Source organism: Gluconacetobacter entanii (genome assembly GCF_003206495.1).
GTDB lineage: Bacteria > Pseudomonadota > Alphaproteobacteria > Acetobacterales > Acetobacteraceae > Novacetimonas > Novacetimonas entanii.
Window position 1 is genome coordinate 22,354 of record NZ_NKUF01000003.1, and the last position, 20,917, is coordinate 43,270.

At 64.3% G+C, this 20,917-nt stretch carries 21 protein-coding genes and 1 other RNA gene; 13 read left to right on the top strand and 9 right to left on the bottom strand.

The annotated features are described in order from the left end of the window. Window positions 1-9 precede the first annotated feature (9 nt). A complete protein-coding gene (locus CFR72_RS02075) occupies window positions 10-402 on the bottom strand; it encodes a hypothetical protein (RefSeq protein ID WP_110912531.1) in 393 nt (130 codons plus the stop codon). Between the two features lie 311 nt (window positions 403-713). On the opposite strand from CFR72_RS02075, the gene metH reads away from it, so the two are divergent. The 6 genes from metH (at window position 714) to ybaK (ending at window position 8,629) form a co-directional block, all read left to right on the top strand. Continuing rightward, window positions 714-4,223, top strand: coding sequence for a methionine synthase (gene metH, locus CFR72_RS02080; RefSeq protein ID WP_110912419.1), 3,510 nt, complete (start codon window positions 714-716; stop codon window positions 4,221-4,223). Between the two features lie 76 nt (window positions 4,224-4,299). Beyond that, window positions 4,300-4,740 carry a phosphoribosyl-ATP pyrophosphatase gene (locus CFR72_RS02085; protein ID WP_110912420.1) on the top strand — a complete coding sequence of 147 codons (441 nt, stop codon included), beginning with the start codon at window positions 4,300-4,302 and terminating at the stop codon, window positions 4,738-4,740. A gap of 375 nt (window positions 4,741-5,115) precedes the next feature. Next, window positions 5,116-5,640: a CvpA family protein gene (locus CFR72_RS02090; RefSeq protein WP_110912421.1), complete on the top strand. Its 525-nt coding sequence runs from the start codon at window positions 5,116-5,118 to the stop codon at window positions 5,638-5,640. A gap of 91 nt (window positions 5,641-5,731) precedes the next feature. Next, window positions 5,732-7,207, top strand: coding sequence for an amidophosphoribosyltransferase (purF, locus tag CFR72_RS02095; protein WP_208629948.1), 1,476 nt, complete (start codon window positions 5,732-5,734; stop codon window positions 7,205-7,207). Next, entirely contained in the window at window positions 7,204-7,953 is a 750-nt protein-coding gene (locus CFR72_RS02100) for an SDR family NAD(P)-dependent oxidoreductase (RefSeq protein ID WP_208629942.1), read from the top strand. Before purF ends, CFR72_RS02100 begins: the two co-directional genes overlap by 4 nt. 202 nt (window positions 7,954-8,155) lie before the next feature. Continuing rightward, on the top strand, window positions 8,156-8,629 hold the full coding sequence (ybaK, locus tag CFR72_RS02105) for a Cys-tRNA(Pro) deacylase (protein WP_110912423.1): 474 nt from the start codon (window positions 8,156-8,158) through the stop codon (window positions 8,627-8,629). Between the two features lie 79 nt (window positions 8,630-8,708). On the opposite strand, the gene CFR72_RS02110 is transcribed toward ybaK, so the two are convergent. Both CFR72_RS02110 and CFR72_RS02115 read right to left on the bottom strand, forming a co-directional pair. Next, window positions 8,709-9,455, bottom strand: coding sequence for an OmpH family outer membrane protein (locus tag CFR72_RS02110; protein ID WP_208629943.1), 747 nt, complete (start codon window positions 9,453-9,455; stop codon window positions 8,709-8,711). Window positions 9,456-9,619: 164 nt separating this feature from the next. Continuing rightward, the gene (locus tag CFR72_RS02115) at window positions 9,620-9,916 is read right to left on the bottom strand and encodes a DNA-binding protein (protein ID WP_244182133.1); all 297 of its coding nucleotides are present in this window, start codon (window positions 9,914-9,916) and stop codon (window positions 9,620-9,622) included. Window positions 9,917-10,395: 479 nt separating this feature from the next. On the opposite strand from CFR72_RS02115, the gene CFR72_RS02125 reads away from it, so the two are divergent. Next, complete coding sequence (locus tag CFR72_RS02125; protein WP_110912425.1) at window positions 10,396-10,923, top strand: GNAT family N-acetyltransferase; 528 nt, start codon at window positions 10,396-10,398, stop codon at window positions 10,921-10,923. 269 nt (window positions 10,924-11,192) lie between these two features. On the opposite strand, the gene CFR72_RS02130 is transcribed toward CFR72_RS02125, so the two are convergent. The 3 genes from CFR72_RS02130 to thyX form a co-directional block, all read right to left on the bottom strand. Beyond that, a complete protein-coding gene (locus tag CFR72_RS02130; protein WP_110912426.1) occupies window positions 11,193-11,810 on the bottom strand; it encodes an MlaC/ttg2D family ABC transporter substrate-binding protein in 618 nt (205 codons plus the stop codon). Between the two features lie 24 nt (window positions 11,811-11,834). Then, window positions 11,835-12,566, bottom strand: coding sequence for an MlaA family lipoprotein (locus CFR72_RS02135; RefSeq protein ID WP_110912427.1), 732 nt, complete (start codon window positions 12,564-12,566; stop codon window positions 11,835-11,837). A 440-nt stretch (window positions 12,567-13,006) separates the two neighbouring features. After that, window positions 13,007-13,960 (bottom strand): FAD-dependent thymidylate synthase, encoded by a 954-nt coding sequence (thyX, locus tag CFR72_RS02140; protein ID WP_110912428.1) that lies wholly within the window; start codon window positions 13,958-13,960, stop codon window positions 13,007-13,009. An 88-nt stretch (window positions 13,961-14,048) separates the two neighbouring features. Between thyX and ssrA the strand changes: the two genes are divergently transcribed. From ssrA to CFR72_RS02160, 4 genes are all read left to right on the top strand, one after another. Beyond that, window positions 14,049-14,397, top strand: a transfer-messenger RNA (tmRNA) gene (ssrA, locus tag CFR72_RS02145). Between the two features lie 184 nt (window positions 14,398-14,581). Next, entirely contained in the window at window positions 14,582-15,190 is a 609-nt protein-coding gene (locus CFR72_RS02150) for an SspB family protein (RefSeq protein WP_110912429.1), read from the top strand. 102 nt (window positions 15,191-15,292) lie between these two features. Continuing rightward, the gene (locus CFR72_RS02155) at window positions 15,293-16,963 is read left to right on the top strand and encodes a fumarate hydratase (RefSeq protein ID WP_110912430.1); all 1,671 of its coding nucleotides are present in this window, start codon (window positions 15,293-15,295) and stop codon (window positions 16,961-16,963) included. Window positions 16,964-17,014: 51 nt separating this feature from the next. Then, window positions 17,015-17,407 (top strand): VOC family protein, encoded by a 393-nt coding sequence (locus tag CFR72_RS02160; RefSeq protein WP_110912431.1) that lies wholly within the window; start codon window positions 17,015-17,017, stop codon window positions 17,405-17,407. 98 nt (window positions 17,408-17,505) lie between these two features. Here CFR72_RS02160 and CFR72_RS18240 read toward each other — a convergent pair whose 3' ends face one another. The 3 genes from CFR72_RS18240 to CFR72_RS02170 form a co-directional block, all read right to left on the bottom strand. Then, on the bottom strand, window positions 17,506-17,634 hold the full coding sequence (locus CFR72_RS18240; RefSeq protein WP_265176071.1) for a hypothetical protein: 129 nt from the start codon (window positions 17,632-17,634) through the stop codon (window positions 17,506-17,508). Then, window positions 17,631-18,119, bottom strand: coding sequence for a kinase inhibitor (locus tag CFR72_RS02165; protein ID WP_110912535.1), 489 nt, complete (start codon window positions 18,117-18,119; stop codon window positions 17,631-17,633). The genes CFR72_RS18240 and CFR72_RS02165 overlap by 4 nt, the downstream gene beginning before the upstream one ends. A gap of 118 nt (window positions 18,120-18,237) precedes the next feature. After that, window positions 18,238-18,459: a hypothetical protein gene (locus CFR72_RS02170; protein WP_110912432.1), complete on the bottom strand. Its 222-nt coding sequence runs from the start codon at window positions 18,457-18,459 to the stop codon at window positions 18,238-18,240. Window positions 18,460-18,701: 242 nt separating this feature from the next. On the opposite strand from CFR72_RS02170, the gene queA reads away from it, so the two are divergent. Beyond that, entirely contained in the window at window positions 18,702-19,760 is a 1,059-nt protein-coding gene (queA, locus tag CFR72_RS02175) for a tRNA preQ1(34) S-adenosylmethionine ribosyltransferase-isomerase QueA (RefSeq protein ID WP_110912536.1), read from the top strand. Further along, window positions 19,757-20,917 (top strand): tRNA guanosine(34) transglycosylase Tgt, encoded by a 1,161-nt coding sequence (gene tgt / locus CFR72_RS02180; RefSeq protein WP_110912433.1) that lies wholly within the window; start codon window positions 19,757-19,759, stop codon window positions 20,915-20,917. Before queA ends, tgt begins: the two co-directional genes overlap by 4 nt.

Below are 20,917 nucleotides of genomic sequence, written 5' to 3' on the forward strand. Positions count from 1 at the left end.
TAACGGCGGCTAGGCGTTTTCACCCGTCTGTTCGTCGGTCGCGCGATAGCGGGCGCGCACGACGATATCGGTCGTGACGTCACGGCGCAGCGCGGGCAGGGACGCCGCGTCGGCCATGACCACCACGCGCGCGAACCACGCGATGTCCCCCGTCGCGCGCCTGCGGAACAGGTCGCCAAGCAGCGCGCCGATTCCCCCCCGCCCGAGGCAGCACCCGCATCCCGCCCCGTGCCCGAACGCGGTGGGCGCGGGCGGGGCGAAGGGCACGACCGCCGCCCATCCCCGGTCCTGTGCCGCGGCCGGGGCGTCAGGCCCCACGCGCACCAGCACGGCGCGGGCGTCGGGGGGCAGCGCGCCGGGTCCGCACAGGTCAAGGCGGATGCGTCCGTCATCGTCTTGCATATCGGGGCCTTTCGTTTCGGGGCCTTTCGTCCGGGGCCGGGGCGCGATGTCGGGCATGCGCGGGTGTCCTTTGCGATATCGTGCGTGCCGTCCGTCCGCCACCCCGTCATGCGGGTGGGCATGGCGCGGGGGACCGATCGGCGCGAAATGCGTTATGGACGCATCCCTGAACTGGACAGGCATGCGGGAGTAGGGGAATAAGATGGGCATGAACCGGCATGTTTGCGATGCCGCGGGTGTTCCGTCCCCTTCCATGCCTTCGTGTTCCGGTACGGCTGCACCCTTTGCGCATATGACAGATCAGGATACCCATGACCACTCGTCCCCATCTCCTTGACGCCCTTCGTGATCAGGTCCTGCTGTGTGACGGCGGGATGGGATCGCGCGTTCAGCTTCTGGACCTGGAGGTGGAGCGTGATTACTGGGGCCAGGAAAACTGCACCGAGATCCTGAACCTGTCGCGGCCCGAACTGGTGCGCGAAATCCACCGTGGCTATTTCGAGGCCGGGGCCGACATGGTGGAGACCAACAGCTTTGGTGGCTCCCCCATCACGCTGGGCGAATTCGGGCTGTCCGACCGGGCGCGCGAAATCAACCGCACGGCCGCCCACCTTGCCCGCGAGGCGGCGGAGCAGTTTTCGGACGGGCGCCACCGCTATGTCGTGGGATCGGTCGGGCCGGGGACGAAGCTGCCGTCGCTGGGCAACATCGATTACGATACGCTCGAAGCCGGGCTGACAGAACAGTGCCGTGGCCTGATCGAAGGCGGCGTGGACTGCCTGCTGATCGAGACGTGCCAGGACACGCTGCAGATCAAGGCGGCGGTCAACGCGGGCAAGATCGCGCGCGCCGAACTGGGCACGGACACCCCCATTTTCGTGCAGGTCACGGTGGAGACCACCGGAACGCTGCTGGTCGGGCCCGATATCGGGGCGGCGGCGACGGTCATCAATGCGCTCGACGTGCCGGTGATGGGCCTGAACTGCGCCACGGGGCCGCAGGAAATGGCCGAGCATGTGCGCTGGCTGTCGGAAAACTGGCCGGGCATGATCTCGGTCCAGCCCAATGCGGGCCTGCCCGAACTGGTCAATGGCAAGACGCATTATCCCCTGACGCCGCAGGACATGGCGACATGGGTGGAACGTTTCATCGTCGAGGACGGCCTGAACCTGATCGGCGGGTGCTGCGGCACGTCCACGCCGCATACGCAGGCGCTCGACGCGATGCTGCGCCGCCGTGCGGAGGAGACGGGCCGCACCCTGCGCCCCGCGCCCGTGCCGCGCAGGCCGGTGTGGGTCCCATCGGTCGCGAGCCTGTATTCGCAGGTGCCGCTGCGGCAGGAAAATAGCTACTTCTCCATCGGGGAGCGCTGCAACGCCAACGGGTCGAAGAAATGGCGGCAGTTGCAGGAAGCCGGCGACTGGGACGGGTGCGTTGCCGTCGGGCGCGAACAGGTGGCCGAAGGGTCCAATGCGCTCGATGTCTGCACCGCCTTCGTCGGGCGCGACGAAATGCGCGAGATGAACGAGGTCATCACCCGCTTCACTTCCTCGGTCAATGCGCCGCTGGTGATCGATTCGACCGAGACCCCGGTCATCGAGGCCGCGCTGAAGCTGCATGGCGGCAAGCCGATCATCAATTCGATCAATTTCGAGGATGGCGAGGGGGCGGCCAATGACCGCCTGAAGCTGGCGCGCAAGTTCGGCGCGTCGGTCATTGCGCTGACCATCGACGAAGTGGGGATGGCCAAGACTGCCGAAGACAAGCTGCGGATTGCCGAACGCCTGGTGGATTACGCGTGCAACAAGCACGGCCTGCCGCAGTCCGACCTGATGATCGACCCGCTGACGTTCACCATCGGCACGGGGGTGGAGGACGACCGCAAGCTGGGGCTGTGGACGCTGGAGGGCATCCGCCTGATCCATGAGAAATTCCCCGACATCCAGATCGTGCTGGGCCTGTCGAACATTTCCTTCGGCCTGAACCCGGCGGCGCGCGCGGTGCTCAATTCCGTCTTCCTCGACCATGCTGTGCGCGCGGGCATGACGGCGGCGATCGTGCATGTCTCCAAGATCCGTCCGCTGCACCTGATCGCGGAGGAAGAGGTGAAGGTGGCCGAGGACCTGATCTTCGACCGCCGTGCCGAGGGGTACGACCCGCTGCAGCGCATGCTTGAACTGTTTGCCGACCGCAAGGCCGCCGACGCGGTGAAGAAGGTGCGCGCCGAAACGGCGCCCGAACGCCTGAAGGACCGCATCGTCGATGGCGACCGCAAGGGGCTGGAGGATGACCTGGCCGAGGCGATGCGCGACATGGCGCCGCTGGACATCATCAACACCGTCCTGCTTGACGGGATGAAGGTGGTGGGCGAACTGTTCGGCGCGGGCAAGATGCAGTTGCCCTTCGTCCTGCAGTCGGCCGAGACGATGAAGGCCGCCGTTGCGTGGCTGGAGCCGCACATGGAGCGCAAGGAAGGCCAGACGCGCGGCACCATGGTGCTGGCGACGGTCAAGGGCGACGTCCACGACATCGGCAAGAACCTCGTGGACATCATCCTGACCAACAATGGCTACCGCGTGGTCAACCTTGGCATCAAGGTGCCGGTGGCGGACATGATTACCGCCGTGCGCGAACATGGGGCCGATGCGATCGGCATGTCCGGCCTGCTGGTGAAATCGACCGTCATCATGCGCGAAAACCTGGAGGAGATGAACCGGCAGGGGATCGAGACGCCGGTCCTGCTGGGCGGTGCGGCGCTGACGCGCAATTACGTGGAGGAAGACTGCGCCGCCGCCTATGGCGAGGACGGGCGCGTGGCCTATGCCCGCGACGCATTCGACGGGCTTTCGCTGATGGACAAGGTGGTGAAGGGCGAATTCGACGCCTATATCGCCGCCATCCAGTCGCGTCGTGCGACCAAGGCGACACGCAGTACGCCGCGTGACCTGGAGCAGGCGGAAAACCGTGGCTTCGCCCCTGCTGATATCCCCGCCGCGCGGGCACGGCGTGAGCGGCTGACGCGCGACGAACCCGTCATCACGCCACCATTCTGGGGGCCGCGCGTGCTGGAAGCCACGCCGGAGGCGGTGCTGCCGTTCCTCAATGAACGGTCGCTGTACCAGTTCCAGTGGGGCTTTCGCAAACAGGGCCGCTCCCTGGAGGATTTCATGGTCTGGGCGCGCAAGGAACTGCGCCCGGTCATGCGCCGGATGCTGGCGATGTGCGCGCAGGACGACATCCTGCGCCCGCAGGCGTCCTATGGCTACTGGAAGGCGGCGGGCGAGGGGAACGACCTGATCCTGTTCGACACCGACGGCACGACGCAGGTGGCGCGCTTTACCCTGCCGCGCCAGCCACGCGCGGATGGAGAATGCATCGCCGATTTCGTGCGCGATGTGGACGATGCGCAGCGTGACGTCATCGGCCTGCAGGTCGTGACCGTGGGGCAGAAGGCGTCCGACATCGCGCGCCAGTGTTTCGAGGCCGACCGGTACCAGGATTACCTCTACCTTCACGGCCTGTCGGTGGAGATGGCGGAGGCGATGGCCGAATACACCCACAAGCGCATCCGCGCCGAACTCGGCTTCGCGGCGGAGGATGCGCGCGATATGAATAAACTGCTGCAGCAGGGCTATCGCGGGTCGCGCTACTCCTTCGGCTATCCCGCCTGCCCGCGCCTTGAGGAGCAGGAACCGATCCTCAAGCTGCTGGATGCCGAAAAGATTGGCGTGACGCTGACCGACGGGTTCCAGTTGCACCCCGAACAGTCCACCTCGGCGCTGGTGATCCTCAATCCCCACGCCAAGTATTTCTCCATCTGAAGGGTCACGCCGTGCGCGCGGGTGATGCCGCGCGCACGTTGTTGACCGCGAACCTGTTGGCCCCCATCATCGGGACATGTCCCATCCCGACGACCATGACAGTGCCGATCCGGATTCTGGCCTGCGGGCCGGGGCGGTGATGACGCGGCTTTATGAAGGTCTGCGCGCGCGTGCGGGGAATGATGGCGCCGCGCGGGCCGGTATTGCGCCCGATGCGCGTGAACTGGCGCATATCCGTGCGGCGGCCCGGCAGTTCACCATCCAGGCCGAACAGTGCCTGATCGCCCTGATGAGCGAGGATCATGGCGCACTGGTGCGCCACAGCGCCGATGTCCTGTCGGAACTGGTGCGGACCTGGGTGGCCTGCGGGATCGACCCGGAGGATATCTGGATCGAACTTGACCGTCGTACGCGCATGGGCAACCTGCTGCTGGCGCTGAATACGGCCGAACGCCGCAGCGCCGCCCCCGCCCTGCGCCGCCGCCCGTGGAAGATCCGCACCACCAAGCTGCCATAAGCCGCGCTTACGTAATACACTGAAAGTAAAAGAAGTTTTTGGTGAAGCTTTTTTCAAAAAGCTTCAAGGAACGTCGCCTTTTTGAAAAAAGGCGACACCCAAAAACTTTTGATCTTTTCTCCATCAGTCCGGCCGCCCATGCACAGTGTCACGTCTGCGCGGGGGAATTGATGGTTTTCCCCCTATGAACCGGAACGGGCAGGTGGCATAAGCACCCCGGCGGCGGGGCATCGCCACAGGTGCAGATGCCCTTATTCCCGCCGGAGCAGAAGGAACAGCGCGATCCATGGATCGGGTCCATGCCCGCTGCGTGTCCGCCCCCCCGGCGCGCAGGATTTTCCCCCGGTCGGTCCCTCCCTGCCTGTCTTGTGGCGGATGAACTGGATCGACATTGCCTGCCTGTCCATTGTCGGACTTTCGACGGTGGTCGGCGCCGTACGCGGCTTCTCGCGCGAAGTGCTTGGCATTGCCGCGTGGACGATGGCGGGCATCCTGGCCTTTAGCTGGCACGGTTTCCTGATCCCCTATGCCGCGCAGTGGGTGCACACGCCGTTGCTGGCGCGTGCGGCGGCGCTGGGGATAATGTTCATCGCGCTCCTTGTCGTTTTCACCATGACGGCCCATCTGTCGGGTCAGGCCGTGCGTGGCTCCGTCCTGGGGGGAATCGACAGGATGCTGGGGCTGCTGTTCGGGGTGCTGCGCGGGTATGCCTGCCTGCTTGTGCTGTATATGGCGGTGTGTTTCCTCATGCCGCAGGACACATGGCCCGATGCCATGAATGACAGCCGGATTGTCCCCCTTATTGGCGACAGTACGACATACCTGTCGCATTTTACGTCCGATTCCATCACGCCACACCTTGCGCAACCGGCGCGAACGCGTCATGACGCGCCAATCTGAACCTTCCGCCGGTCCCCGCCGCCGCTGTCCGCCAAGGAAAGATCGCTGATCCATGTCCCGCATCCGCTTCTCCGCCTCGTCCGGTTCTCCCATGCAGGCATGCGCGCCGAACGATGACGTTCCGGCCCAATGGCATGACGATGACAAGCCGCATGAGGAATGTGGCGTCTTTGGTGTGTGGAACACCAAGGGGGCGTCGGCGCTGACGGCGCTGGGCCTGCATGCGCTGCAGCATCGCGGGCAGGAAGCCACCGGCATCGTGTCGTATGACGGTGAGCGTTTCCACACGCACAAGGGACTGGGCCTGGTGGGCGACGTCTTTGGCGATGCACAGGTGATGGCCACCCTGCCGGGCCACAGCGCGGTGGGCCATAACCGGTACGCCACCACGGGCGCGACCCTGATCCGCAATGTGCAGCCCCTGTTCGCCGATTTCGAATTCGGCGGCCTTGCGGTGGCGCATAACGGCAACCTGACCAATGCCGAGACCCTGCGCAAGGCGCTGGTGCGCCGTGGCTGCATCTTCCAGTCCACGACCGACAGCGAGGTGTTCATCCACCTGATCGCCATTTCGCTGTATGCGAGTGTGGAAGACCGCCTGATCGACGCGCTCAAGCAGGTGCTGGGCGCGTATTCGCTGGTGGCGCTGTCGCGTGATGCGCTGATGGGCGTGCGTGACCCGCTGGGCGTGCGCCCGCTGATCCTGGGGCAGATCCCCGGCGAGGAGGGAGAAGGCCCGACCTTGGTGCTGGCGAGCGAGACCTGCGCGCTGGACATCGTCGGGGCGGAGTTCGTGCGCGACGTCGAACCGGGCGAGATTGTCGTCATCAATGACGAGGGCATCCGCTCCATCCGGCCATTCAACACCAAGCAGTCGCGTTTCTGCGTGTTCGAATACATCTATTTCGCGCGGCCCGATTCCGTCATGGACGGGAAGGCGGTGTATGACACGCGCAAGCAGATCGGCGTCGAACTGGCGCGTGAAAGCGCGGTGGAGGCGGACGTGATCGTCCCGGTGCCCGATTCCGGCGTGCCGTCGGCCATGGGCTATTCCGTTGCCAGCGGCATTCCCTTCGAACTGGGGATCATCCGCAACCATTACGTAGGCCGCACCTTCATCGAACCCACCGACCAGATCCGCAACCTTGGCGTGAAGCTGAAACATTCCACCAACCGTCCGGTTCTGGATGGCAAGCGGGTGATCCTGGTGGATGATTCGATCGTGCGTGGCACCACCTCGCGCAAGATCGTGGACATGGTGCGCGCGGCGGGGGCGAAGGAAGTGCATATGCGCATTTCCTCCCCGCCGACGATGCATTCGTGCTTCTACGGCATCGACACGCCCGAACGCAGCAAACTGCTGGCGGCGCAGCATAACCTTGAGGAAATGGCCGAACTGATCGGTGTGGATTCGCTGGCGTTCATTTCCTTTGACGGCCTGTATCGCGCGCTGGGTTACAAGGATCGCGACGGGGCGTGCAACCGGTATTGCGATGCCTGCTTCACCGGCGACTATCCCATCGAACTGGTGGACTATAACGCTGAACATCCCAACGTCCCGGCGTGACGCCGCCGTCCGCGCGCCAGTTGCCTGAGGGGACGGTCGCGCTGGTGACCGGCGCAAGCCGGGGCATCGGGCGCGCCGTGGCCTGCGCCCTGGCCGGGGCGGGCGCGCACTGCATCCTCGTGGCCCGGACGGTGGGCGGACTGGAACGCACCGACGACCTGATTGCCGCGCGCTGTGGTGGCGCGGGGGCGACGCTGCTGCCGATGGACCTTGCCGATGGCGCAGCACTCGACATGCTTGGCCCGTCGGTCATGGCCCGGTTCGGGCGGCTTGATATCCTTGTCCACTGTGCCGCGACGCTGGGGGTGCTGACGCCCGTGACCCACATGGATGTGGGGGCGTGGCAGGACTGCCTTGCGCTGAACACCACGGCGGCATGGCGTCTGATTCGCACGACCGCCCCCCTGCTGGAACATGCGCCGCATGGGCGCGCCGTGTTCCTGACCGATGCCCATGCCAGCGCACCTGCCCCGTTCTGGGGCATGGTGGCGGCGTCACGTGCGGCGCAGGACGCGCTGGTGCGGACATGGGCGTGCGAAATCCCCGCCACGTCGGGCCTGCGGGTCAACCTGTTCGATCCCGGAATCGTCGCGACACGGATGCGCCGGCAGGCCATGCCCGGCGGTGATCCCGCGCCCCTGCCTCGTCCGGAGCAGGTGGCACGACAGATCGTGCCCTTGTGCCTGCCTGGGGAGATGCGACAGGGGCAGCGGATTGTTGCCATGCCTGTTGTGCAGCAGGGGTGAGGCTGTTCTTCTGAAGCTTTTTGAAAAAAGCTTCACCAAAAACTTCTATAAATTCAGGAATATGCTGTCGCGGTATTCCGCCTTGCGCAAAGTCATGGTTTCCAAAGGGCAATGCCCTTTGGCGGGTTTCAGGGCAGAGCCCTGAGGACACCCACGGATTCCGGTTGTGCATCGGGACGTATCTGCCCCTATACTGCGCCGCATGAGCAAGAGCACACCCGCGACGGCTGCCCTCGATGAGGCCGGTGTCGCCTATACGGTTGTTCCGTATGAATATGATTCCAGCGCCGATCAGGTCGGCAACCATGCAGCGCAGGCGATCGGGGAGCCGCCGGAGCGGGTTTTCAAGACCCTGATGGTGGAGGTTGATGGCCGGGGTGCCTGCGTGGTCGTGCCGGTTGCCCGCAGCATCAGCATGAAGAAGGTCGCCGCAGCATTCGGCGGCAAGTCCGCGCAGATGATGAAGCCCCCCAACGCCGAACGCGCCACCGGGTTCAAGGTGGGCGGCATCAGTCCGTTCGGGCAGAAGAAGCAGGTCCCGACCGCCATCGCGCAGGAAGCACAGGCCGAGCCGTACATGGTCATCAATGGCGGAAAGCGCGGATTGCTGGTGCGCCTGTCGCCTGCTGACGCGATGCAGGCCAGCGGCGCATTCCCCGCCGACCTGCTGTCGTAAATAGGTAAAAGCTTCAGAAGAACGCCGCCTTTTCAAAAAAAGGCGGCACCCGAAAACTTCTGTTTTTAAAAGACGGTTTTTACTGTTCGCCGCCCTGGTCGTTCATCTGGAACGGCGCGACGGGGTACTTGCCCGACTTCGCGATTTCCTCGGGGTCTTCGTTGGGGCCGGGGATGTAGACCGACGGAAGCGTGGTGTTGAGGTGGGTGACGACCTCGTTGCTGATTTCGAGCGTATTGTCATGCAGCGCCGCCGTGCCCGCCTGCAGCACCATCGTCATGCCGCGCGCCCGCGCGATGGCGGAGACGATCTGTTGGATTTCGCGCTGCACCTGATTCAGGACGACCTGCGCGTCTTCTTCAAGGATGCGGTTGCGGTTGCCGAACTTGGTGCGGTCCGCCATGACGCGCTTCTGCAGTTCCTGCTGCTGCGCCGGGGTCGGGGCCTTGCCGCTCTTGAGGATGCCCTGGCGGATGCCCTGCAACTGCGTTTCCTCGGCCCGGACATCACTGACAAGGGCCTCGCGCCGGGTGCCGAGTTCCTTTTCAATCTTCTGTACCGCGACCGACTGTCCCATGATCATCTGGGTATTGAACACGCCGATCACGGGGGCCGTGGGGCGCACGCCAGCAGGCAGCGGCTTGAATTCCGGCACCGCCGGCATCGGCAGGACCGGCGGCTGCTGCGGCTGTTCCGCGCCGGGGGCCACGCCCTGCGCCATTGCCGCAACCGGCGCCAGGGTCATCGCCAGCGCCAGCGTGGCCCAGCGTCCGAACCCTGCCCGCTGACGGGTCGTGGCAAGCCCGGCATTGCGCTTAGCTGTCATAATCCAAATCCATGATTGTTCCGCCATCCAATATCTTTGGGTAGCGGATCATATGGCGAATTAACAGCCCCGGTCCCATAAAAAAGCCCCCATGAAAAACATGGTGTCGCGTCATGTGGGGACCAGGTGGAATGTCGGGTGGAGGCGGGCCGTGCCGTGTAGTGTCACAGACGCCACAACAGGGGAGTGTGGGACAGGAAAATCACGAACAGGCCGCCCAGGAAGGCGATGCGGAACCCGCGGTTGGCCCCGGCCTCAAGAAGCTGGTCACGGGTCAGGATCTGCATGAAGGGGTCGTACATCCGCCCCCGCTGTGCCTCAGGCATGCCCGACAGCCGTCCCCGCCATTCGTTCCTGTGGCGCAGTTGTTCGGTACTGGAAATATTTACCCGTTCGTAAAGGGAGGTGACATAGGAATCCAGATCCTCGATTCGGAACAGGATTTCACGGGCATTCTTCACGGCGGCATGGGGTCCGGTCCGCACCAGCCGCAGACAGCGCAGGCGAAAGGGGGTGATTCCGATATGTTCTGCCGCCTCAGGCATCGAAAGCATGCGCTTGAGGGGGAACATATGAACCGTAGCCTGCGGATCGTCAGAGATGATGGGGCCGGTCATGATATGTGGTAAAATCGACCATCATTCCTTGGCCTGTCAAATGGAATATGGCCGTGGCGTAAGGCCTGCGCACATATGACCCATGCAGCGCCACGCCACGGTCATGGCCCGCCATGGGGCCGTATGCGCGCCCCCGCACGGGGGCGGCCGGCCCGTCATGGTCGGGGAATCTGGCGCGGGCGGTATAAAAAGCGGGACAAACGCCGTCCATCGCAGATATCATCAGATGGGGCGCCGCCCCCGCCGCATATGCGCCCCGGATGATATCCCGGTTCGGCCCTGATCCATGCATCAGGGCACGCCATGCAGAGGTGAGGTTACACATGGACCGTCGCATTCGCACCGGACGACTGGAACTCAGCCCCGTCTCATGGCGGGACATTGATGACGTGGCGCGCCTGAAGGCCAATGCCGGGGCCGTGGGCGTGCGCTGCTGCGGCATACGTTCACGCGGGCAGAGCGAGGCCGATGTGGCCGCAAGCATCTTTAGCTGGGGCCGCAACGGCGTGGGCCTTTTCGCCGTGCGTGAAAGGGGCCGTTTCGTGGGCATGGCCGGGGTGCGTCCCGGTGGGCAGGGGGATAGCTACGAATTCGAATTCGCCCTGTGCCCCACGCGCGCGGGCCGTGGCCTGACGCGGGAGGCGGCGGGCGCCGCGCTGGCCTTTGTCCATGATGCAGGGGTGGAGCGCGTGATCGCCCATGTGCCTGATGGCGACATCATGGGGCGCCAGATCATCGGCGGCAGCGGCATGGCCCTGTGCCAGCATTATGCTGGCCCCGACGGGCGGGAGATGCTGCTCTATCACAGCGTCCGCCGTCCCGTGGTCATGTCAGGGCCGGTGATTCACTGAGGCAGCCTCTTTATAAGAAATGGCTTTGTTCTGACTTTTTTCACGAAGGCTGTGGTTTCTGAAGCTTTTTGGAAAAAGCTTCACCAAAAACTTCTTTGAATTTAAGGCCATTTCCTGCGGCGGCCTTCCCGATTCCATGAAGCTATGGTTCCCAAGGGGACAGCGGCCTGGGGCACCAGCATTGATGCCCAACAATCACGGGGCCTGAAAACCCGAACGGGGCGGGACATGGTCCCACCCCGCACAGGCACGCCACAGGTCATGCCTGTTCAGTGATGGTTGGCAAGCTGCTTTGTCAGGGCATGCAGCAGCGCATCGACGTTGCCGCCATTGCGCGCGATGTAGGAACTGTAATCCTGCCGCTGCGTCAGGCGCAGGCTGGCCCCTTCGCCCACGACATCCACCACCTTTGGCGTACCGCTGCTGGAACTGATGACCCATTCCGTATTGGCGGGTGGCTGTCCCGGGCGGTTGATGACGGTGGAAACCGCGATGTCCTCGCCCGAGGGGGCAGTCTGCCCCACCGTGAAGGAAACGCCACGATAATCGCCGATCTTGTCCGTGATGGCGTTGACCAGCACCTGGTGGAACAGTTGCAGGTAGTGGGTCTGCTGTTCCGGGGTGGCGATACGCCAGTACCGCCCGATGCAGTACCGGCCGATCGCATCGACATCCACGTTCTGATCCAGCAGGGGTTCGATCTGCTGTTTCTTCTGCGACAGGGAAATGTCGTTGTTGACGATGGCAACCAGCTTGTTTCCAAAATCATGGACAAACGTGCGGGCCTGCGCACCGCTGTCAACGGCATGGACGGGGGCTGTCACCGACAGGGTGCCGGCGATCGTGAGAAGACCCAGTGCATGGCGACGGGTGAAAGATGTCTGCATCGCTGTGTCCCTGTATGGTTCTTTTTATCTGTTGCTGTACCAGTCCGGCACCGTGGCGCGGTTGTCGGCCTTGATGGCCGCCGCCTGCGCCTTGCGCTGCTGCTGGTAGGCGCTGCGGATCGTGGCGTAAGGATCAAGCGAATCCTTCAGGACCTGATCGAGCGCATCGACATTGGTGGCCATGCCGTTGATGGTGCCCATGATGCTGTAGGCCCAGTTGAAGGTCACCAGACCATAACCACGCGGCACGTAGTTCCATGGCGCAAGCCCGACATCAATGCCATAGCCGATGCCATCACGGAAGGAGGACGGGCCCAGCACCGGCAGGAACAGGTAAGGCCCTGACGGAACCCCCCATGTCGCCATCGTCAGGCCCGCATCGTTGTCATGATGCTTGTACCCGGCATAGGAGGCGACATCGATCAGCCCGCCAATGCCCGCGGTCATGTTGATGCACCAGCGCACGAAGGCGTCGCCCGCGCGGCGGGACTTGCCCGCGCCCACGTCGTTGAAGAACACGACCGGTTCGTTCATGGTCTGGTACAGGTTGCCGAACGAATTGCGCAGCGGGCGCGGCACGGCCCAGATATACGCCTTCGCGACCGGGCGCAGCGTATATTTGTTGGCCCACATGGTGATGCCGAACGCCTTGCGGTTCATCTTCTCGTACCGGTCGTTGGCTTCGTTGTATTCCGCCAGCGCGTCGGGATCCTTGGGCGGTGGCGTCGCGCATCCGGCCAGGGCCAGCAGGCCCATGAGCGCACCGGCCACACGCAGTGCCGGACGACGTGGAAGCGGGGACGGGCGGGGCGACGAAGAATTCGATCCTGTCTCTGCGCGCATGCTCGTTTCCGCTTCCCTCTGTCTTCTAGGTTCCGGCGGAAGAACGCCGGAGGCTATGTATTTATAAAACCTTGTGTGGGCCATGCCCGCGTGCGTCCCTCTCTAGCATGGGATGGGCGTTGTGCAATCCGCAAGCGGGGGATCGGACGGATATTGTGCCTGCATTGCAATGACGACATGGGAGTAAACCGGGTTTTCACACCGACATGCAATGACATCGTAACATGCGATTGTCGCAAAAGGTGTGGCCGGGAATCCACATCTCCCCCCGCACCGCGTCCGCCATCCCCTCCGCGCCATGGCGTGCGGCGCGGGCGGGGCGTGGTCACGCGATGTTGAGGGCGAAGCCGTCCTCAGCCGCCATTCAGGCGGGGTGCGATTTCGGGAAACAGGGTGGCAAGCTCCGTGATCTCGCGCCGTGACAGGCCCTCCGCCTTCGGATCCACCGGCCTGCCCGCCATGACCGCGCGCAGCACCCGCAGCGCCGGACCCGACAGCAGGGCGGCGTCGCGCATGTAGTCGCAGAAGGCCCCATAGGTCAGCGGCACCCATTTTTCCACGAGTCCGAGGATGGCGTCGGCATAGGCGCGGATTTCGTACTGCGCGTGGCTGTCTGCGCGCAGGCGCAGGAAATGCAGCAGGTTCCACAGGTTAATCTGCCAGTAGAACTGCGTCATGATGTTGACCGGCAGGTTCATGCGCGCCAGTTCGCGCGCGATCGACGGCCGCGCGGGATCGACGGTTCCACCCGCCGCGTCCTCGTTGAGCAGTTCGAGATAATGGTCATAGCACCGCGCCGCGTCGTCACGCAGGATATCGAGCACCTGCTGCGCCTGTTTGGGGGGCAGGCTGGTGCCGCGTCCCTGCTTGTTGCTTGCGGACTGCACCGCGATGTCCTCGGGGCGGGGGAAGTAGAATTCCTTCTCCAGCACGGAATAGCGCGCGGAATATTCGTTGATGCTCGCGGTGCGGTGGCGGAACCACTGCCGCGTGACGAAGATCGGCGCGCGGACATGCAGCTTGATGACCGCCAGTTCGAACGGGCTGGTATGGCGGTTGCGCATCAGGTAGCGGATCAGGCCCCGGTCGTCCGACGTGCTTTTCGTGCCCTTGCCATAGGACACGCGCGCACCCTGCACGATGCCGTCATCGCCGCCCATGTAATCGACCAGGCGGACGAATCCCGTGTCCAGCACGCCGACGGGTTCGTACATCGCCTCCTCGAGTGCGGGGACGACAAGGCGGCGGGTTGGGGTCCATGCGGCGCGCGCCGCCTCGATTGCCGATTTCTGGTCATTGGAAAACATGGGCCACCATTCTGTTCGGGGTATGAGCGTTGCCGCGCATACCATGCCCGGCATTGTCCTTGCCAGTTTCGGATTTCATCATTCCACATATCTTGCGCCCGCGTGCCATCGTCCCTATATCTGTCGGTGCCGGAGGGGTTCGCCCCTTGGCTATGGCGATAAACGGCGCGTGGAATAAGTGTTGTGGACCCGGGGGCGGTACCCGGCGTTTCCACCAGTATTTTCGCGATGGATGGCCCCGCGGGGCCGTGGCATCCGAAAGATGGGAACGAAACAGGCTCGACACGCATGGTAAAGACCCGCCTTTTGCCCGGCATTGTACCACCGTTATCGGGCTAAACATACAAGTGCCAATGATAACTCTGAGGTGCTCGCTGTCGCTGCATAAGCGATAAGCGCGGTCCGGGGGGGCACCGGGCAACAGAAGCTCCCCCACTTTCCCGCCCTGCCTGATCCGGTTGCATCGCCTATCCGCTTCGTGAAGGCGCACGCGCGGTATGCTCCCTTGTCTTGGGACAACGTTTGACGCACAGCTTGATGCTGTGGCACGGCGTGGTCTGAACCCGCATGTCTGATAAGGTCGGCCCGCGAATCCGGTGCCGCCGTTACGGAGAAGCCCGAATGTCCGATGATCACGACGAGGAAAATGGTTTCGATGCCAGCATTCCCGACAGCCTCCTGCCCTATGACGACTGGATCGAGGACGCGTACCGCGATGTGATGCTGCGCGCCTTTGAACATGTCGTGGAGCAAGGGGGGCTGCCCGGTGATCATCATTTCTACCTGACATTCCGTACCGACTGGCCCGGCGTGGAGATGCCCGAGCGCCTGCGCAAGCAGTACCCGCATGAAATCACCATCGTCCTGCAGCACCAGTTCCATGGGCTGAAGGTCGATCGCGCGGCGCGCACGATTTCGGTCAGCCTCGCCTTTGGCGGGGTGCCCGCGACGCTGGTGATCCCGGTGGCGGCGATTTCCGCCTTCGCCGATCCGGCCATCAAGCTGGCCCTGTCCTTCCGCGTGCCCGAACAGCCGCCACAGCCCGCCCCCTCGGCCGAGATCCACAGTGTCTTCGGCCAGGCACAGACCCCGCGTGCGTCGCAGCCTGAAAACCGCGCCGCCACCACGAAGGACGAGGAGGAGGCGACCACATCCGGGGAGGAGCCGTCATCTTCCCCGCAGGTTGTCAGCCTCGCGGCCTTCCGCAAGCGCGATCCCGAACCGGGCTGAGCCACATTTTCATCCGGGCGCCCGGGTGGGGCCGGGCGCCCTTGCCATAAAACCGTCACCTGGAACCAATCCGGGGGCATCCAAAAGGCAGGAGACCGTCCGTTGAACACCACGACAACCACCAGGGCCGCGAAACCGGCGCCCAAGCCCTTTGTCTATGGGCCTCTGTTCCCGCTCCATGACGATGACACGCCATGGAAGAAGCTGGAGATCGAGGGGGTCACGACCTCCGTACTGGGCGGACGCACGGTCGTGCATGTCCGCCCCGAGGCGCTGCGTGAACTTGCCGCGCGCGCCTTCAATGACGTCGCCCACCTGCTGCGCCCGGCGCATCTGGCGCAGCTTGCCAAGATCCTGAAGGACCCGGAGGCGTCGGACAATGACCGTTTCGTCGCCCTCGACCTGCTGAAGAACGCCTGCATCGCCGCCGGCGGCGTGCTGCCGATGTGCCAGGATACCGGCACCGCCATCGTCTATGGCAAGAAGGGGCAGCGCGTCTGGGTTGATGGCAACGAGGAGGAAGCGTTCTCCCACGGGGTGTACGACACCTACACCCGCACCAGCCTGCGTTATTCGCAGATGGCGCCGCTGTCGATGTTCCAGGAGGTCAACACCGGCACCAACCTGCCGGTGCAGTTCCACATCTCCGCAACACCGGGCGATTACCACGCGGAACAGATGGACCTGATGTTCGTCGCCAAGGGCGGCGGGTCGGCCAACAAGACGTTCCTGTTCCAGGAAACCCGCGCCCTGCTGTCGAGCGAGGAACACCTGCTGAAGTGGCTCGATGGCAAGATCCGCGCACTTGGCACCTCGGCCTGCCCGCCCTACCACCTTGCGGTGGTGATCGGCGGCATGTCGGCCGAACAGACGCTCGAGACGGTGAAGCTGGCCTCCACCAAATGGCTCGACAGCCTGCCGACCGAAGGCAGCGCGCTTGGCCATGCCTTCCGCGACCTTGAGATGGAACAGAAGATCCACAAGCTGAGCCAGCGACTGGGCATCGGGGCGCAGTTCGGGGGCAAGTATTTCTGCCATGACGTGCGCGTCGTGCGCCTGCCGCGCCATGGCGCGTCGCTTCCGGTGGGAATCGGGGTGTCGTGTTCCGCCGACCGGCAGGTCAAGGCCCGCATCACCGCCGATGGCGTGTTCCTCGAACAGCTTGAGACCGATCCCGCGCGCTTCCTGCCCGAGACGACGGACGAGCATCTGGGCGGGGAGGAAGTGGCCATTGACCTGAACCAGCCAATGGATGAAATCCGCAAGAAGCTGTCGCAGTACCCGGTGCGCACGCGCCTGTCGCTGACGGGGACGATGGTGGTGGCGCGCGACATCGCGCATGCCAAGTTCCGCGAACGCCTGGAAAAGGGCGAGGGACTGCCGCAGTACCTCAAGGACCATCCCGTCTATTACGCTGGTCCTGCCAAGACGCCGGAGGGCATGCCCACGGGGTCATTCGGGCCGACCACGGCTGGCCGCATGGACAGCTATGTCGCCATGCTGCAGAAGGCGGGCGGATCGTACGTGATGCTGGCCAAGGGCAACCGGTCCAAGGCCGTGCGCGATGCGTGCAAGGAATATGGCGGCTTCTACCTTGGCTCCGTGGGCGGGCCTGCGGCCCGTCTGGCGCAGGACTGCATCCGCAAGGTCGAGGTGCTGGAATATCCCGAACTGGGCATGGAAGCGGTCTGGAAGATCGAGGTCGAGAATTTTCCGGCCTTTATCGTCATCGACGACAAGGGTAATGATTTCTACGATGGGCTGACGGGCTGAGGAATCGGTCCGTCACGACCCGTCGGGTCTGACAACCGGAGGCTGCGCGCCATGCGTTTTACCGTCGATCGACTGGACCATCTTGTTATCACTGTCCGGGATCTGGAGATCTCGTCCTCGTGGTATCAGCGTGTCCTGGGCATGGAACGGGAGGAGTATGGCCGCAACAACCGTACGGCCCTGAAATTCGGCGGGCAGAAGGTCAACCTGCGTCCCCATGGGGCGCAGGGATGGACCACGGCGTACGATGCGCTGCCGGGCACCAATGACCTGTGCTTCATCACCGCCGTCAGCAGCACCGATGTGGTCGAACATCTGGAACAGTGCGGCGTGCGCGTGACCGAGGGGCCGGTCGCACGCCTTGGCGCGCTGGGGCCGGTAACCTCGGTCTATTGCGAGGACCCGGACGGGAACCTGATCGAAATCGCGTCCTATCAGGGGTGAGGGAGGCGGTTGCTTCCCTTCGATATTTTTTCAGGTTGGCGCGGTTGTGTTCTTTTTTGGAAAAAAGAACCAGAAAACTTTTATTCTATAGGAAATAATCAGTTCGGTCTGATGGTTTCATAATATTTTAAAAGTCTTTTTGCTTCTTTTTCTTCAGAAAAAGAAGACTCTTCATCCTGATTGCCAGAGACCTCCCCATGCCCGAAGGCACGGGGAGCGATACTCATTTCTTGCCATAGACCGCCGTCAGCGTGGCGGAGCCAAGGCTGTGCTGTCCCACGACGAAGCCGACCATCGCCCCGCTGGCGTCGGACGGTAGGTCGAGGCGTTCGAGGTTAAGCGCATGGATCGTGAAGATATAGCGGTGTTCGCGTCCCGGCGGGGGGGCCGCGCCGCCATAGACGTTGCCGCCGAAATCGGTGCGCGTCATCACCGCATGTTCGGGCATGTTGGCATCCCCCGATCCCGCGCCCGCGGGCAGGGAGGTAACATCGGCGGGGATGTTGATGACGACCCAGTGCCACCATCCCGAACCCGTGGGCGCGTCGGGGTCGTACATCGTGATGGCAAAGCTCTTGGTGCCTTCGGGCGCGCCCGACCATGCCAGCGGGGGGGAGATGTTGCCGCCGCAATAGCCCATGCCATCGAACACCTGCGCCTCTGGCAGGCGGTCGCCGTCGTGGAAGGCGCGACTGGTGAGTGTAAAAGTCATGATACCGGTTTCCTGCATGCGCCGCCGGTCAATGGGTGGCGGCATGCGAATGGAGTGATGGGGCAGGCTGCCGTGGCATGGCGGTCATGTTCCTGGCCGCCATGCCTGGGGTGGCAGGTTACCAGTTCTGGCTGATCAGCCAGAATTCCTCGGACGTCAGGGTGATGACGGGCGTGCCGTGCTTGCATTCCGCGGCCGCCATCGCCAGCGCGCCCATGCGCTGGATCATCAGGGTCTTGCGCTGGTGGGCTTCGGACTTCTCGTCGGCGGCTTCAAGCGTGATCAGAGCGTTCTTGCAGGCCTTGGCCAGGCGGGCGGCATCGAGTGCGGCATAGGACATCGGGAAGTTCCTTGTGTTCAGGCATCGCATGCGGGACCTGCCCCACATACGAATCACGGGCCATGTGTGTTTCTGGCGATATTGTTTACTGCGTTGCCCGTATGTGTCCAACCATTGCGCCGCATGCCGCCGGTGCATCGCGCGGCATGCCTGCCATTCGCCCGGGATGCGGCGTGCGGATCGTGCGTGCCCGTGCGTGTTCGCGCTGGCAAGGGGGCCGCGGATTCCGTAAAGGGAGGGTCATGACGGATCTCGTTTCTGATTTCGACTTCGACCTGCCGCCGGCGCTGATCGCCGACCACCCGGCCCGGCCCCGCGACAGCGCGCGCATGCTGGAGGTCCCGGTGGAGGGGCCTTTCATCGACCGCCACGTGCGCGACCTGCCGGGATGCCTGCGTGCGGGTGACATCCTTGTGGCCAATGATACCGCCGTCATTCCGGCACAGCTTTCGGCCATGCGCGGGGCGGCACGGATCGGGATCACGCTCGACCGGATCCTGCCCGATGGCACGTGGCACGCGCTTGCGCGCAACTCGCGCCGCCTGAAACCCGGCGACACCCTGACGTTTGCGCCCAGTCACGTGACCGCCGAGGTGATGGTGTGCGAGGACGCGGGCGGTGTCGTCCTGCGTTTCGATGTGGAAGGGGAGGCGTTCGACCAGTTCCTCCATGACACGGGCCACCTTGCCCTGCCGCCCTACATCGCGCGTCCCGATGGCCCGACGGAGGAGGATCGCAGGGATTACAGCACCATCTTCGCACAGCATCGCGGCGCGGTGGCCGCCCCCACGGCGGGCCTGCATTTCACGCCCGCCCTGCTGTCGGGGCTGGAGGCGGCGGGTGTCCTGCGCCAGACGCTGACGCTGCATGTCGGGGCGGGAACGTTCCTGCCGATGCGCAGCGAACAGATTTCCGAACACCGCATGCATGCCGAACGTGGCACCATCTCCCCCCATGCGGCGCAGCGCATCAATGCCGCGCGCGCGGCGGGCGGGCGGATCATAGCCGTCGGCACCACGTCGCTGCGCCTTCTGGAAAGTGCGACGGACGAGGACGGCGTGGTCCATCCCTTCCATGGGGAGACCGCGATCTTCATCCGCCCCGGATACCGTTTCCGTGCGGTGGACATGCTGCTGACGAATTTCCACCTGCCGCGCTCCACCCTGTTCATGCTGGTCAGCGCGTTTGCGGGGCAGGCGCGGATGCGCGCGGCCTACGACCATGCGATCGCGGCGGGCTACCGGTTCTATTCCTATGGCGACGCGTGCCTGCTGCACCGTCATGACGGAGGTGCGGCATGACCGCTTTTCGCTGGCGGGCGCAGGCCCGTTCGGGACGCGCGCGTGCCGGATACCTCGACACCGCGCATGGCACGGTGGCAACCCCCACCTTCATGCCGGTCGGCACCGTGGGCACGGTCAAGGCGATGACGATGGACGCCGTGCGGTCCACCGGGGCGGGGATCGTGCTGGGCAATACCTACCACCTGATGCTGCGCCCGGGGGCGGAGCGCGTGCGCGCGCTGGGCGGACTGCACCGGTTCATGGACTGGCCCGGCCCGATCCTGACGGATTCGGGCGGGTTCCAGGTCATGTCGCTCGGGCCGCTGCGCAAGCTTGATGCCGATGGCGTGACGTTCCGTTCGCATATCGACGGATCGAAACACCGCCTGACGCCTGAACGTTCCACCGACATCCAGCATGCGCTCGATGCGACGATCAGCATGTGCTTTGACGAATGTCCCGCCCTGCCGGCCCCGGCGGAGGCGATCGCGCAGTCCATGCGCATGTCCATGCGCTGGGCGGAGCGGTGCCGCACGGCGTTCGTCGCGCGCCCCGGCTATGCCCAGTATGGCATCATCCAGGGCGGGACGGAGCCGCAACTGCGCGCCGAAAGCGTGCGCGCCCTGACGGATATCGGGTTTGAGGGATACGCCATCGGCGGCCTCGCGGTGGGGGAGGGGCAGGAGCTGATGTTCTCCACCCTCGACGTCACGGTCGGTCTGATCCCCGATGACGCGCCGCGTTACCTGATGGGGGTCGGCACGCCCGACGACCTGCTCGGCGCGGTGGAACGCGGGGTGGACATGTTCGACTGCGTCATGCCCACGCGCGCGGGGCGTACGGCGCGGGCCTATACCGAACGCGGGACGCTGAACCTGCGCAACGCGCGCCATGCCACCGACAGCCGTCCGATCTCGCCCCACTGCGACTGCCTGGCCTGTTCGCGCCACAGCCGTGCGTACCTGCATCACCTGTTCCGCGCGAACGAGATGCTCGGCCCGATGCTGCTGACATGGCACAACCTCGCCTATTACCAGCGGCTCATGCGTGGCATCCGCGCGGCCATAGTTGACGGCACGCTGCCCGAACACGCGGCCTGCCTGCGCGCGCAATGGGCGATGGAGGACTGGTCCCCCGACGAGATGCCGTTCCCCGACATTCCGCCCGTGCCCTGA